Origin of the sequence: Fodinibacter luteus (genome assembly GCF_039541575.1) — a bacterium.
Lineage (GTDB): Bacteria > Actinomycetota > Actinomycetes > Actinomycetales > Dermatophilaceae > Fodinibacter > Fodinibacter luteus.
This window is the reverse complement of record NZ_BAABGM010000013.1, coordinates 33,664-48,365: the sequence shown is the minus strand read 5'-3', so window position 1 is coordinate 48,365 and position 14,702 is coordinate 33,664. Positions and strand designations below refer to the sequence as shown.

Below are 14,702 nucleotides of genomic sequence, written 5' to 3'. Positions count from 1 at the left end.
GCAGCGGAGGGCCCGCGGCGGAGGGCCCGCGGCGGAGGGCGCGCGGAGGACCGCCTACAGGTCGTCGTCCGGGTCCTCGGTGTCGCGCTTGTGCCGCTGGCCGGGGCTGAGCAGCGACTCGAGCTCGGGCTCGACGTCGGGGGTGGTGACGAACAGCAGCTCGTCGAGCGGCTCGAGCGCGTCGTCGCGCGTCGGGGCGATCGGGTGGCCCTCGCGGATGATGCCGGTGAGCACGGTGTTGCCCGGGAACGGCACGTCCCCGACCCGCGACCCGGCGTAGGGGCTGCCGACCGGCAGCGTCATCTCGACCATCATCGCCTTGCCCTGCTGGAACTCGAAGATCCGCACGAGGTCGCCGACGCTCACCGCCTCCTCGACGAGGGCGGTCATGAGGCGGGGGGTGGAGACGGCGACATCGACGCCCCACGCCTCGTCGAACATCCACTCGTTCTTCGGGTTGTTGACCCGGGCCACCGTGCGCGGCACGCCGAACTCGGTCTTGGCGAGGAGGGAGAGCACGAGGTTGACCTTGTCGTCACCCGTCGCGGCGACGACGACATCGCACTGGGCCAGCCCGGCCTCGCCGAGCGCCTCGATCTCGCACGCGTCGGCCTGCAGCCAGCTCGCGTCCGGCACCTTCTGGACGCGTTCGCCGTCGGCGTCGCGGTCGACGAGGAGCACGTGGTGCCCGTTGCGCAGCAGCTCGCGGGCGATGGACCGCCCGACACTGCCGGCTCCGGCGATGACGACGCGCATGGGAGGCCCTTTCGAGGTCAGTGTGCCGGGGGAGGCGCGTCGAGGACGCGCTCCGCCGTCGCGAGGTCCTCGCGCCGCAGCGCGATGTGGAGGAGGTCGCCCTCCTGGTAGACGGTGTCCGGCCCCGGTAGGAGACCGTCGCCGAGCCGCGTCAGGTACGCGAGGCGACCGCCCGTGGCGGCCTCGATCTCGGAGAGCCGCCGACCGACCCACCCCAGCGAGACCGGCATATCGGCGATGACGACCTTGCCCGACGGGTCGGTGAACTCCGGGACGTGCCCCTGGGGGAGGAGCCGGCGCAGCATCTGGTCGCTCGTCCACTTGACGGTGGCGACGGTGGGGATGCCGAGCCGCTGGTAGATCTCGGCGCGCCCGGGGTCGTAGATGCGGGCGACGACGTTCTCGACGCCGTACTTCTCGCGCGCGACGCGCGCCGCGAGGATGTTGGAGTTGTCACCGCTCGAGACCGCCGCGAACGCGTACGCCTGGTCGATGCCGGCGGCCCGCAGGGTGTCCCGGTCGAAGCCGACCCCCGTCACCGTCCGGCCCTCGAAGCTCGTCCCGAGGCGCCGGAAGGCGACCTCGTCCTGGTCGATGACGGCGACCTCGTGTCCGGCGCGCTCGATGGCGCGGGCGAGGGACGCGCCCACCCGACCGCAGCCCATGATGACGAAGTGCACGGAGCCGACGCTACACCGCGGCCGCAGGCCCGGTCGCCGTGTCCCGAAGGGGGCTTGGGGCCTCACCGGGCGGGAATACAGTGTCTGTCGTGCCTGCATCCGGTCGTGTCGTCAAGCGCGTGCTCGTCGGTCGTGCCATGCGCAGCGACCGGCTCGGCGAGACCCTCCTTCCCAAGCGCCTCGCGCTCCCCGTCTTCGCCAGCGACGCCCTCTCGTCGGTCGCCTACGCCCCCGACGAGATCTTCCTGACGCTCGGCCTGGCCGGCGGTGCGCTGGCCCTGACCCACTCGTGGGAGATCGCCCTCGTCGTCGTGCTCGTCATGGCGGTCGTCATCATGAGCTACCGGCAGAACGTGCGCGCCTACCCCTCCGGCGGGGGCGACTACGAGGTGGCGAGCGTCAACCTCGGCCCGAAGGCCGGGCTCGGCGTCGCGAGCGCCCTGCTCGTCGACTACGTGCTGACCGTGGCCGTCTCGGTCTCCGCCGGCGTGCAGAACGCGGCGGCGGCCTTCGGCTTCGTCCGCGGCCACGAGGCCATCGTGGCCGTGGGCATCATCGCCGCCCTCACGGCGATGAACCTTCGCGGCGTGCGCGAGTCGGGCACGGCGTTCGCGGTGCCGACCTACCTGTTCATGGTCACCGTGCTCGGGATGGCGCTCATCGGGGTGTACCGCAAGCTCACCGGGACGCTGCCGGCCGCGGAGAGCGCCGGGCTCGAGCTGCTGCCCGAACCCGGCTACGAGGCCGTCACCGGGATCGCCCTGGGCTTCCTGTTCCTGCGGGCGTTCTCCTCCGGGTGCGCGGCCCTCACCGGCGTCGAGGCGATCAGCAACGGCGTCCCCGCGTTCCGCAAGCCGAAGGGGCACAACGCCGCCACGACCCTCCTGCTCATGGGCACCATCTCGGTGACGATGCTGCTGTCGATGGTGGCCCTCGCCACGTGGACGGGCATCAAGTACGCCGACGACCCCGCCGTGCAGCTCGCCCGCGACGGCGTGCCCGTCGGGGAGGACTACGTCCAGGACACCGTCATGGGGCAGGTGGCGAAGTCGGTGTTCTCCGAGTTCCACGTCGGGGTCGTCCTCGTGTCGATCGTCACCGGCCTCATCCTCGTCCTCGCCGCGAACACGGCGTTCAACGGGTTCCCGGTGCTCGGCTCGATCCTCGCCCGCGACGGCTTCCTCCCGCGCCAGCTGCACACCCGCGGTGACCGCCTCGCCTTCTCCAACGGCATCGTCATCCTCGCCGGTGCGGCAGCCTTCCTCGTCATCGTCTACGACGCGAAGGTCACGAGCCTCATCCAGCTCTACATCGTCGGGGTCTTCGTCTCGTTCACGCTGAGCCAGATCGGCATGGTCCGGCACTGGACGCGCCACCTGCGCCTCGAGCGGGACCCCGTGGCCCGCACCCGGATGCTGCGCAGCCGGGTCATCAACGGCATCGGGGCCGCGATGTCCGGCACCGTCCTGCTCGTCGTCCTCGCGACGAAGTTCATCCACGGCGCCGGCTTCGCCATCGCCGCGATGGCCGTGCTCTTCGTCGTCATGATGCGCATCCGGCGCCACTACGACCACGTGCGCGACGAGCTCGCGGTGAGCGAGGGCGACACGAAGCACCAGCTGCTCCCGTCGCGGGTCCACGCGATCGTCCTCGTCGCGAAGATCCACAAGCCGACCCTGCGTGCGCTCGCGTACGCGCGGGCGACCCGACCCTCGATCCTCGAGGCGCTCACGGTCGACGTCGACCCGGACGAGACGAAGGCGCTGCAGGCCGAGTGGGACCGGCGCGACATCCCGGTGCCGCTCAAGGCGCTCGACAGCCCGTTCCGCGAGATCACCCGTCCCGTCGTCGACTACGTGAAGTCGATCCGCTCGGGCAACCCCCGCGACCTCGTCGTCGTCTACATCCCGCAGTACGTCGTCGGTCACTGGTGGGAGCAGGTGCTCCACAACCAGAGCGCGCTGCGGTTGCGCACCCGGCTGCTCTTCACCCCCGGGGTCATGGTGTCCTCGGTGCCGTGGCAGCTCGCGTCCTCCGAGGGCATGGAGGAGCGGATGGACGGCCCGGTCGCCGGCGACGTCCGACGCGGCGAGGGCTGATGCCCGAGCACCCCACCGGCCTCGCGGTCGGCGACGAGGTCGAGGTCGACGTCACCGCCGTCGCGCACGGCGGTCACTGCGTCGCCCGGCACGACGGCCAGGTCCTCTTCGTGCGCCACGCCCTGCCCGGTGAGACGGTCCTCGCCCGGGTGACCGAGTGCGGCGCCGGGGAGCGCTTCGTGCGCGCGGATGCCGTCGCCGTCGTCACGGCGTCGCCGGACCGGGTGGTGCCACCGTGTCCGTGGTCGGGCCCGGGCCGGTGTGGTGGCTGCGACTTCCAGCACGTCGCCCTCGCCCGCCAGCGAGCCCTCAAGGCGGACGTCGTCCACGAGCAGCTGGCCCGGCTGGCCCGGCTCGAGGTCGACGTCGTCGTCGAGCCGGTCCCCGGGGATGCCGAGGGCCTGGACTGGCGCACCCGCGTCGAGTTCGCGGTCGACGACCAGGGACGGGCGGGGCTGCGTCGGCACCGGTCCCACGACGTCGTCCCCGTCGGCCACTGCCGGATCGCCGCCCCGGGGATCGACGCCCTGGGGGTCACGGAGCATGTCTGGACGGACGCGGACGCCGTGGATGCCGTGGCCCCCTCGGTCGGGGACCCGCTCGCGGTCGCGGTGCCGGCGGGGGAGGTGCCGGTCGTGCGCGAGCGGGTCGAGGTGGCCTGGCAGGGCGGCGACGGGCGCGAGCTCGGCCTCGACCGCGAGTTCGCCGTCTCGGCCCGCGGGTTCTGGCAGGTGCACCCCGGGGCGGCCCGCACCCTCGTCGCGGCGGTGTCCACCGCCGTCGACGCGCGGCCGGGGGAGCGCGCCCTCGACCTGTACGCCGGGGTCGGGCTGTTCACCGCGGCCCTCGCCGAGGCGGTCGGTCCGACCGGCCAGGTCGTCGCCGTCGAGTCCGACCCCACCGCGGTCGGGCACGCGCGCGCCAACCTGGGCGACCGCCCGAACGTCGCGGTGCTCGCGGCGCGGGTCGACGACGCCTTCGGGGTCGCGCGCCCACCGCGCCGGGGCTCGGCGCGCCCGCGGGGCACCCGCCCGCGCAAGGCCTCCCGCTCCCCGCTCCTGCCCGGGTCCGCCGACGTCGTCGTGCTCGACCCGCCGCGCACCGGGGCCGGTCGCGGGGTGTGTGGCGAGGTCGCGGGCCTTCGCCCGCGGGTCCTCGTCTACGTCGCCTGCGACCCGGCCGCCCTGGCCCGCGACACGGCCTACCTCGCCGACGCCGGCTACCGGCTCGACGGCCTGCGGGCGTTCGACGCCTTCCCGATGACGCACCACGTCGAGTGCGTGGCCCGATTCGTCCCGGCCTGACGCGACCACTGCGCGCCACGACGGGTGCGCCGTCAGACAGGCAGTCGGCGTCGAGGACCGCCGTACTCAGTGCCCTTCGTGCTCGGCGCCACCGAGCCACGGGGCCACTGCATGTCCGGCGGCTCGCTTGCGGTGTCCGGACGGCGGGCCTCGCGGGTCGGCACGGCGCGGCATAGGCTCGACGACGACCGACCCGGTGTGGTTAGATATCTTGACATCAAGATAAATCACGGGAATCGCGCGACGACGCACGACCTGAAGGGAGCCCCGGTGGCCAGCACGAACAGCTTCGACGCCCACGGCACGCTCGAGGTGGGTGAGCAGTCCTACGAGATCTACCGCCTCGCCGCCGTCGAGGGGAGCGAGTCGCTGCCCTACAGCCTCAAGGTCCTCCTCGAGAACCTCCTGCGCACCGAGGACGGCGCCAACATCACCGCCGACCACATCCGCGCCCTGGGCGGCTGGGACGAGAACGCGGAGCCCGACACCGAGATCCAGTTCACGCCGGCGCGGGTCATCATGCAGGACTTCACGGGCGTGCCCTGCGTCGTCGACCTCGCGACGATGCGCGAGGCCGTCGCGGAGCTCGGCGGCGACCCGAGCCGGATCAACCCGCTCGCCCCGGCCGAGCTCGTCATCGACCACTCGGTGCAGATCGACGTCTTCGGCCGGTCCGACGCCTTCGAGCGCAACGTCGAGTTCGAGTACGGCCGCAACAAGGAGCGCTACCAGTTCCTGCGCTGGGGACAGACCGCCTTCGACGACTTCAAGGTCGTGCCGCCGGGCACCGGCATCGTCCACCAGGTCAACATCGAGCGACTCGCCAGGGTGACGATGGTCCGCGACGGCGTCGCGTACCCCGACACCTGCGTCGGCACCGACAGCCACACGACGATGGTCAACGGCCTCGGCGTCCTCGGGTGGGGCGTCGGCGGCATCGAGGCCGAGGCCGCCATGCTCGGCCAACCGGTGTCGATGCTCATCCCTCGGGTCGTCGGCTTCAAGCTGACCGGCGCCACCCGGCCGGGGGTCACCGCCACCGACGTCGTCCTCACGATCACCGACCTGCTGCGCCAGCACGGTGTCGTCGGCAAGTTCGTCGAGTTCTACGGGGCCGGTGTCACCGCCCTGCCGCTCGCGAACCGGGCGACGATCGGCAACATGAGCCCGGAGTTCGGCTCGACGTGCGCGATCTTCCCCATCGACGACGTCACCCTCGACTACCTGCGCCTCACCGGCCGCACCGACGACCAGGTCGCGCTCGTCGAGGCGTACGCCAAGGAGCAGGGGATGTGGCTCGACCCGGCGGCCGAGCCGCGCTTCTCCGAGCGCCTCGAGCTCGATCTGTCCAGCGTCGTGCCGTCGATCGCCGGGCCGAAGCGCCCCCAGGACCGCATCGCCCTCACCGACGCGAAGCGGGCCTTCCGCGAGGTGCTCCCCACCTACGTCACGCACCGCGAGGGCGATGCCGGGCTGGCCTCGTCGTTCCCGGCGAGCGACCCCACCCCGCAGGGCACCCCCGACGGGCAGAACGGGGGCGAGCCCCCGGCCGCGACCGGCGACGGGGACAGCCGTCCGCGCCGCCCGGTGACGGTCACGACCGCCGGTGGGGAGTCGTTCGAGATCGACCACGGCATCGTGTCCATCGCGTCGATCACGTCGTGCACGAACACCTCCAACCCCTCGGTCATGATGGCGGCGGCGATGCTCGCCCGCAACGCCGTCGACAAGGGCCTCACCTCCAAGCCCTGGGTCAAGACGTCGATGGCCCCCGGCAGCAAGGTCGTCACGGGCTACTACGAGGCGGCCGGCCTGTGGCCCTACCTCGAGAAGCTCGGCTTCCACCTCGTCGGCTACGGCTGCGCGACGTGCATCGGCAACTCCGGCCCCCTGCCGGAGGAGATCTCGGCGGCGGTCCAGGCCAACGACCTCGCGGTCACCGCCGTGCTCTCGGGCAACCGCAACTTCGAGGGCCGGATCAACCCGGACGTCAAGATGAACTACCTCGCGAGCCCGCCGCTCGTCATCGCGTACGCCCTCGCCGGCACGATGGACTTCGACTTCGAGACCGACCCCCTCGGCCACGACCAGGAGGGCAACGACGTCTTCCTCGCCGACATCTGGCCCGACGCGGCCGACGTCGAGGCGACGATCCAGCGGGCCCTGACGCGCGACCTGTTCGAGAAGGACTACGCCGACGTCTTCGCGGGCGACGAGCGCTGGCAGTCGCTGCCGACGCCCGAGGGCGACACCTTCGCCTGGGACCCCGAGTCGACCTACGTGCGCAAGCCGACCTACTTCGACGGGATGGGCATGGAGCCCGCGCCGGTCACCGACATCTCCGGTGCCCGGGTGCTCGCCAAGCTCGGTGACTCGGTGACGACCGACCACATCAGCCCGGCCGGGTCGATCAAGGCCGACAGCCCCGCGGGGCGCTACCTCGCCGAGCACGGCGTGGACCGGCGGGACTTCAACTCCTACGGCTCCCGCCGCGGAAACCACGAGGTGATGATCCGCGGCACCTTCGCGAACATCCGCCTGCGCAACCTCCTCCTCGAGGGGGTCGAGGGCGGGTTCACCCGCAACTTCCTCGCTGGAGGCGAGCAGACGACGATCTTCGACGCCTCGGCGGCCTACCAGGCGGCCGGCATCCCGCTCGTCGTCCTCGCGGGCAAGGAGTACGGCTCGGGCTCGTCGCGCGACTGGGCGGCCAAGGGCACCGCGCTCCTCGGCGTGCGGGCGGTCATCGCCGAGTCCTACGAGCGCATCCACCGGTCCAACCTCATCGGGATGGGGGTGCTGCCCCTGCAGTACCCGGCGGGCGAGACCGCCGAGTCGCTCGGGCTGACCGGCACCGAGACCTTCGCCGTCTCCGGCGTCACGCAGCTCAACGAGGGCCGCACGCCGCGCACCGTCACGGTCACGGCGACCCGTGACGACGGGTCGGAGGTGAGCTTCGAGGCGGTGCTGCGGATCGACACCCCCGGTGAGGCGGACTACTACCGCAACGGCGGCATCCTCCAGTACGTCCTGCGGTCGCTCGTCGCCTGACCCTCACTCCGTGAGTGCGGACGTGGTTGCCCGAGCGGCCACGTCCGCACTCACCGCGGGAAGTCGGGGCTGAGCCGGACGACGTCGCCGACGACGACGACCGCGGGGTTCTCCACCCCGACGGCGGCGGCCGTTGCGGCGATGTCGGCGAGCGAGCCGAAGGTGACCCGCTGGTCGGGCGCGAAGCCACGCTCGACGACGGCGACGGGACACGTGGCGGGGCGCCCGGCATCCACGAGTGCGCGCGCCGACCGCGCGAGCCGGCCCACCCCCATGAGCACGACGACGGTGTGGTCGGTGCCGGGCGGGACGTCGGGCAGCTCGTCGTGCCCGGTGACGACGGTGAAGCCCCGGGCGACGCCGCGGTGGGTGACGGGGATGCCGGCCGCGGCCGGCACCGAGACCGCGCTCGTCACGCCGGGCACGACCTCGACCCGGATGCCGTGCGCCTCGCAGGCGAGCCGTTCCTCGCCACCGCGGCCGAGGACGTAGGGGTCGCCGCCCTTGAGGCGGACGACCGCCCGGCCGGCGAGCGCCTCCTCGACGAGCAGGTCGTTGATCCGGTCCTGGGGCAGGGCGTGCCGGCCCGGGGCCTTCCCGACATCGACGACCCGCACCGCCGCCGGCAGCCGGTCGACGACCGCGCGGGGGGCGAGGCGGTCCAGCACGACGACGTCGGCCGACGCGAGGAGCTCGCGGCCGCGGGTCGTGAGCAGCCCGTCGGCGCCCGGCCCGCCGCCGACGAGCGCCACCCACCCCGGCCCGGTGCGAGGGGTGCGGCGCCGCAGGTCGAGGTGACCGCCGGCGACCAGGTCGGTGACGGCACGCGTGATGCCCTCCGCCAGGGGGGCGTCGTCGACGGCCCCGGCCGTCCGCTCGGCGCGGAACGTGTCATCCGCGTGCACGGCCACCGTGACCGTGCCGTCCGGGGTCGTGACGCGGGCCGTGGCGGGAAGCCACGCGGTGGCTCGCTCACGCCTCGGGGAGCTGGGTGCTGGCGTGGTTGCCGGGGCAGCCAGCTGAGCACCCAGCTCAGTGGCGTCGAGGCACCACAGGCGGGCCGCGACGGCATCCGTGCGCACTGCGGCGTCGAGGATGTGCTCTCCCGACCCGGCGAGCGCGAGCCAGGCGCCGTCGAGGTCCTCCGGGCCGGCGTAGTCCCGCTCGCTCCAGGCCACCTCGCCGGTGGCGATGAGGGCGGCGGCCTCCTCGCAGACCCACGGGGAGAGCACGTGCACGAGCCCGCCGGCCCCCACCACGGCGCGGATGCCGGGCAGCACCGTCGGGCCACCGCCGACCACCACCACGCGGCGGCCGTCGAGGTCGAGCCCAACGGGCAGGGTCACTGCGGGTGCTCCGTCACTGCGGGTGCTCGCCGGGGGCCACTGCATCGGCCATGGCGGCGGCGAGCGTCCGGCCGTCGTCGGGGTCGATGAGCAGGAAGGCGCCGCCACGCCGTGACACCGAGTAGTCCTCGACGGGCAGCGGGGACGCGAACCGCACGGTGACCCGGCCGATGTCGTTGAGCTGCAACGAGTCCGCACCGGCCAGCCGCAGGGCGTCGAGGTCGAGCCGGCCGTCGACGGAGCGGACCATCGCGAGCACTGTGCGGGAGCCGTGCTTGACGAGGAGCCGGGCGCCGGGGCGCAGTGGCTCGTCGCCGAGCCAGCACGCGAGCGCCGTGACCTCCTGGCGCAGCGCCACCGGGTCGCTCGCCGCGACGACGACGTCACCGCGGCTGACGTCGACGTCGTCGGCGAGCCGGATCGTCACCGACTGCGGGGCGACCGCGACGTCGCGGGTGCGATCGCCGAGGTCGATGCCCGCCACGGTCGAGCGGGTGCCGGACGGGAGCACGACGACCTCGTCGCCGACCCGCACCGAGCCCGAGGCGAGCTGGCCGGCGTACCCGCGGTACTCGACGTGCTCGGGGGAGCGCGCGGCGCCCTGGGGGCGGATGACGAGCTGGACCGGCATCCGGAACGACTCGTGCACCGGGTCGGTGTCGGGCGGGAGGGTCTCGAGCAGCTCGAGGAGCGAGGGGCCGTCGTACCAGGGCGTGTGGTCGGAGCGGTCGACGACGTTGTCGCCGACGAGCGCCGAGACGGGGACGGCGTGGGCGTCGGGGATGCCGAGCTCGGTGGCGACGGCGCGCACCTCGGCCGCGAGCGACCGGAAGACGCCCTCGCTGTGCGCGACGAGGTCGATCTTGTTGACGGCGATGACGACGTGCGGCACCCGCATGAGGGCGGCGACGGCGAGGTGGCGGCGGGTCTGCTCGAGGACCCCCTTGCGGGCGTCGACGAGGAGCACGAGCGCGTCGGCGGTCGAGGAGCCCGTGACCGTGTTGCGGGTGTACTGGACGTGGCCGGGGCAGTCGGCGAGCACGAAGGAGCGTCGCGCCGTCGCGAAGTACCGGTACGCCACGTCGATGGTGATCCCCTGCTCCCGCTCGGCCCGCAGCCCGTCGGTGAGGAGCGCGAGGTCGGCGGTGTCCAGGCCGCGGTCGCGGCTGACCCGCTCGACGGCGTCGAGCTGGTCGGTGAGCACCGACTTCGAGTCGTGGAGCAGTCGGCCGACGAGGGTCGACTTGCCGTCGTCGACGGACCCGGCGGTCGCGAGGCGCAGCAGGGTGCTCATCAGAAGTAGCCCTCCTTCTTGCGGTCCTCCATGGCGGCTTCCGAGATGCGGTCGTCGGCCCGGGTGGCGCCGCGCTCGGTGAGCGTCGAGGCGGCCACCTCCGCGACGACGTCGGCGACGGATGCCGCGTCGCTCTCGACGGCGCCCGTGCAGGACATGTCGCCGACGGTGCGGTAGCGCACCCTGCGGGTGCGAGGGACCTCGCCGGCCCGTGGGTGGGAGTGGGGCCCGACCGCGAGGAGCATCCCGTCGCGCTCGAACACCTCGCGCTCGTGGGCGTAGTAGAGGCCGGGGAGCTCGATGCCCTCCTGCTCGACGTAGCGCCACACGTCGAGCTCGGTCCAGTTCGACAGGGGGAAGACGCGCACGTGCTCGCCGGGACGGTGCCGCGGGTTGAAGAGGTTCCACAGCTCGGGCCGCTGGTTCTTCGGGTCCCACTGGCCGAAGTCGTCGCGCAGGCTCACGACGCGCTCCTTGGCGCGGGCCTTCTCCTCGTCGCGGCGTCCGCCGCCGAAGACGCCGTCGAAGCGGTTGCGAGTGATGGCGTCGAGCAGCGGCCGGGTCTGGAGCGGGTTGCGGGTGCCGTCGGCCCGCTCGCGCAGCCGGCCGTCGTCGATCCAGTCCTGGACGCCCGCGACCTCGAGGCGCAGGCCGAGCCGCTCGACGGTGCTGTCGCGGTAGGCGAGCACCTCGGGGAAGTTGTGGCCGGTGTCGACGTGGAGCACCGGGAAGGGCACCGGCGCCGGCCAGAACGCCTTGGCGGCGACGTGGAGCATGACGACGGAGTCCTTGCCCCCGCTGAACAGCAGCACGGGCCGCTCGAGCTCGGCGGTGATCTCGCGGATGACGAGCATCGCCTCGCTCTCGAGGACGTCGAGCTGGGTGAGCACGGGGAGGTCGCTCGGCGCGGCGGCAGCGGGTGCCTCGGCCAGGTCGGTCACGTCGGTCACGTCGGTGGTCACGGGGAGCCCCTCGGTCAGGGTGTCGGTGGTCGTCACGGGTGCAGCCCGCACTCGGTCTTGGCGAAGCCGGCCCAGCGCCCGGCCCGGGGGTCGTCACCGGGTGCGACGCGCCGGGTGCACGGCGCGCAGCCGATCGACGGGTAGCCGTCGGAGAGCAGGAGGTTCACCGGCACCCGGTGGTCGGTGGCGTAGCCGATGAGGTCGTCGAAGGACCACCCGGCGAGGGGGTTGAGCTTGACGAGGCCGAACTGCTCGTCGAAGGTCACGAGCGGCGTGCCGGCGCGGGTCGGTCCCTCGTCGCGACGCACACCGGTGACCCAGGCCTCGTAGCCGGCGAGGGCACCCCGCAGCGGCTCGACCTTGCGCATCCGGCAGCAGGCTGCGGGGTCACGGTCGTGCAGTCGTGGGCCGTGCCGTGCGTCCTGCTCGGCGACGGTCAGCTCGGGCCGCACGTCCACGACGGTGACGTCGAGCTCGTGGGCGACCTGCGCGCGGGTGCCGTGGGTCTCGGCGAAGTGGTAGCCCGTGTCGAGGAAGAGCACGTCGACGCCCGGGGCGTGGCGCGCGACGACAGCCGGCAGCACGGCATCCGCCATGCTGCACGCGACGGCGAGGGTGCCGGGAAAGGTGCGGGCGGCCCAGGCGGCCACCTCGTCGGCGTCGGCCTCGCTGCCCCCCGGGCGGTCCGCGCCGGACAGCAGTCGCGACCCCTCGGCGGCGAGAGCTCGCAGCTCGTCGGTGCCGCGCCGAGCGGCGGCCGCGGTGGAGCGGTGGGTGGTGGGCTCGGTCGTCGTCATCGCAGCTCGTCCTCGTCGACGCGGTGCACCCAGCCGGAGAACGTCTCGCCGGCCCCGCGCTGGTCGAGCCACCGGCGCACGAGCCGCTCGACGAGGTCGGGGAGGTCCTCGGCCGTCACCTTGAGGCCGCGCACGGTGCGACCCAGCCCGGCCTCGTCGCGGTCGGCGGAGGCCAGGCCCCCGCCGAGGTGCACCTGGAACCCGGGCTGCTGCTCGCCGTCTACGGTGACGATCTGGCCCTTGAGGCCGATGTCGGCGACCTGGATGCGGGCGCACGAGTTGGGGCAGCCGTTGACGTTGAGGGTGACCGGGGTGTCGATCCGCGCGGTGACGTCGGCGAGGCGGCGCTCGAGCTCGGCGACGGCGGTGGCGGCGGTGGCCTTGGTCTCGACGATGGCGAGCTTGCAGAACTCGATGCCCGTGCACGCCATCGTGTGCCGGCGGAACGGGCTGGGCCGCACCGACAGCCCGAGCCCTTCGAGCCCGGCGACGAGGTCGTCGAGGGCCGGCGGCGCGACGTCGAGCACGACGAGCTTCTGGTGCGGGGTGAGCCGGACCCGGTCGGTGCCGGCGGTGGCCATGACGTCGGCGAGTCCGGCGAGCACGTCGCCGCTGACCCGGCCGACGACCGGGGCGGCGCCGACGTAGTGGTTGCCGTCCTTCTGCAGGTGGACGCCGACGTGGTCGCCGGCGCCGGTCGCGGGGGCCGGGGGAGGGCCGTCGGGCAGGGGGCGGTGGAGGTACTCGGTCTCGAGCACCTCGCGGAAGCGCACCGGCCCCCACTCCGCGAGGAGGAACTTCAGGCGGGCCTTGGTACGCAGCCGCCGGTACCCGTAGTCGCGGAAGACCGAGATGACACCGAGCCAGACCTCGGCCGCCTCCTCGGGCCGGACGAAGACGCCGAGGCGTTCGGCGAGGCGCGGTGCGGTGGACAGGCCGCCACCGACCCAGAGGTCGTAGCCGACGCCGAGCTCGGGGTGGACGACGCCGACGAGCGAGACGTCGTTGATCTCGTGGACGACGTCGAGGCTCGGGTGGCCGGTGACCGCGGACTTGAACTTGCGGGGGAGGTTGGCGAGCGAGGGGTCGCCGACGAAGCGGCGGGTGATCTCGGCGATGACGGGCGTCGGGTCGATCACCTCGTCGGCGGCGATGCCGGCGAGCGGGCTGCCGAGCACGACGCGCGGGGTGTCGCCGCACGCCTCGGTCGTCTGCAGGCCGACGGCCTCGAGCCGGCGCCAGATCTCGGGGACGTCCTCGACCCGGATCCAGTGGTACTGGATGTTCTGCCGGTCGCTGATGTCCGCGGTGCCCCGGGCGAAGTCGCGGCTGACGTCGGCGAGGACGCGCAGCTGGGCCAGGGTGAGCGCGCCGCCGTCGAGGCGGACCCGGAGCATGAAGTACTCGTCGGAGAGCTCGGCGTCGTCGAGCTGGGCGGTGCGCCCGCCGTCGATGCCGGGCCGGCGCTGGGTGTACAGGCCCCACCAGCGGAACCGCCCGCCGAGGTCCTCCGGGGGGATCGAGGCGAAGCCCTCGCGCGAGTAGACCTGCTCGATGCGCTCCCGGACGCCCAGGCCGCCCTCCTGCTGCTTCCACGCCTCGTTGGCGTTGAGCGGGTCACGGCCGTCGACGGCCCACTGGCCGTTCGAGCGCCCGGCCCGCGGGGGGCGCAGGGCCCGTCCGGTCGTCGCCTCGGTCGTCTGCGTGGTCATCGTCCCTACCCGTTGCGGATTAGCGGTCGTGATGCAATATATAACGTTGCATTACTTGAGGACGTCCGGTCCACGATGTGGTCGAGCCGCGTATCATCGAACACGTGTTCGATCCCACGGCTCCGGCCGGCCCGCCGCTGCGGGCCGGGAGCCCGGCGTCGCCGGCCCGCCAGCGCTCGGCGTCCGGGGCGGTGGGGGTCGGCGGCCCCCCAGGGTGGCCCGTCGGGGTGCCGCCCCCAGGAGACCGGGGCTGGGAGCACCGGGCCTGCGCGTGGCTGCTCGACCACTGCCCGCCGGACTACCGGCTCTACCCGGCGTGGCGACGGCATCCTGTCGCGCTGGCGTGGGTCACGGTCCGCCACCTCGACGCGCAGCTCGACGCGATGCGCTCGGCCTACCGCGAGGTGCGGGTCGACCTCGTCGACGACATCGGGCCGGAGGGGGTCGCCCAGGTGCTCGGCGACCTCGAGGTCGAGGGGGTGCGGCTGCTCTCGGCGCGCCGGGCCGCGGGCCTGCTCCTCGACGCCCTGCGCGGCCTCGACTTCGTGCCGCGCCTGTGACGCCCGCAGGCCGGTAGTGCGCTTCCACGGACAGGCAGTACCCCGGTCACCGCGCCGGGACTGAGCACGGCGGCCCCCCTCGGAGGCCACCCACTGCCTGTCGGTGGGCACGGTCGCTGGCCGGGCCCGGCCCCCCGAGCG

The 14,702-nt window shown here is 73.4% G+C and carries 11 protein-coding genes; 4 read left to right on the top strand and 7 right to left on the bottom strand.

Features of this window, described 5'->3' with window-relative positions:
* Positions 1-54 precede the first annotated feature (54 nt).
* Both ABD899_RS09900 and ABD899_RS09895 read right to left on the bottom strand, forming a co-directional pair.
* Positions 55-756, bottom strand: coding sequence for a potassium channel family protein (locus ABD899_RS09900; RefSeq protein ID WP_345205216.1), 702 nt, complete (start codon positions 754-756; stop codon positions 55-57).
* A 17-nt stretch (positions 757-773) separates the two neighbouring features.
* The gene (locus ABD899_RS09895; RefSeq protein ID WP_345205214.1) at positions 774-1,436 is read right to left on the bottom strand and encodes a potassium channel family protein; all 663 of its coding nucleotides are present in this window, start codon (positions 1,434-1,436) and stop codon (positions 774-776) included.
* A gap of 137 nt (positions 1,437-1,573) precedes the next feature.
* Here ABD899_RS09895 and ABD899_RS09890 point away from each other — a divergent pair, with 137 nt between their 5' ends.
* The 3 genes from ABD899_RS09890 (at position 1,574) to acnA (ending at position 7,890) form a co-directional block, all read left to right on the top strand.
* Positions 1,574-3,535 carry an APC family permease gene (locus ABD899_RS09890; protein WP_345205741.1) on the top strand — a complete coding sequence of 654 codons (1,962 nt, stop codon included), beginning with the start codon at positions 1,574-1,576 and terminating at the stop codon, positions 3,533-3,535.
* Positions 3,535-4,839: a class I SAM-dependent RNA methyltransferase gene (locus ABD899_RS09885; RefSeq protein WP_345205211.1), complete on the top strand. Its 1,305-nt coding sequence runs from the start codon at positions 3,535-3,537 to the stop codon at positions 4,837-4,839. The genes ABD899_RS09890 and ABD899_RS09885 overlap by 1 nt, the downstream gene beginning before the upstream one ends.
* A gap of 270 nt (positions 4,840-5,109) precedes the next feature.
* Positions 5,110-7,890 carry an aconitate hydratase AcnA gene (gene acnA, locus ABD899_RS09880; protein WP_345205739.1) on the top strand — a complete coding sequence of 927 codons (2,781 nt, stop codon included), beginning with the start codon at positions 5,110-5,112 and terminating at the stop codon, positions 7,888-7,890.
* A 50-nt stretch (positions 7,891-7,940) separates the two neighbouring features.
* On the opposite strand, the gene cobA is transcribed toward acnA, so the two are convergent.
* Genes cobA through ABD899_RS09855 form a run of 5 tightly spaced genes read right to left on the bottom strand, consistent with a single transcriptional unit; the run spans position 7,941 to position 14,001 of the window.
* On the bottom strand, positions 7,941-9,236 hold the full coding sequence (cobA, locus tag ABD899_RS09875) for a uroporphyrinogen-III C-methyltransferase (protein WP_345205209.1): 1,296 nt from the start codon (positions 9,234-9,236) through the stop codon (positions 7,941-7,943).
* 13 nt (positions 9,237-9,249) lie between these two features.
* Complete coding sequence (locus ABD899_RS09870) at positions 9,250-10,530, bottom strand: sulfate adenylyltransferase subunit 1 (protein WP_345205206.1); 1,281 nt, start codon at positions 10,528-10,530, stop codon at positions 9,250-9,252.
* Entirely contained in the window at positions 10,530-11,471 is a 942-nt protein-coding gene (gene cysD / locus ABD899_RS09865; RefSeq protein WP_425474958.1) for a sulfate adenylyltransferase subunit CysD, read from the bottom strand. Before cysD ends, ABD899_RS09870 begins: the two co-directional genes overlap by 1 nt.
* Before the next feature lie 53 nt (positions 11,472-11,524).
* On the bottom strand, positions 11,525-12,289 hold the full coding sequence (locus tag ABD899_RS09860; RefSeq protein WP_345205203.1) for a phosphoadenylyl-sulfate reductase: 765 nt from the start codon (positions 12,287-12,289) through the stop codon (positions 11,525-11,527).
* Positions 12,286-14,001 carry a nitrite/sulfite reductase gene (locus ABD899_RS09855; RefSeq protein WP_345205201.1) on the bottom strand — a complete coding sequence of 572 codons (1,716 nt, stop codon included), beginning with the start codon at positions 13,999-14,001 and terminating at the stop codon, positions 12,286-12,288. Before ABD899_RS09855 ends, ABD899_RS09860 begins: the two co-directional genes overlap by 4 nt.
* Before the next feature lie 104 nt (positions 14,002-14,105).
* Between ABD899_RS09855 and ABD899_RS09850 the strand changes: the two genes are divergently transcribed.
* Positions 14,106-14,561: a hypothetical protein gene (locus tag ABD899_RS09850; protein WP_345205199.1), complete on the top strand. Its 456-nt coding sequence runs from the start codon at positions 14,106-14,108 to the stop codon at positions 14,559-14,561.
* Positions 14,562-14,702 lie beyond the last annotated feature (141 nt).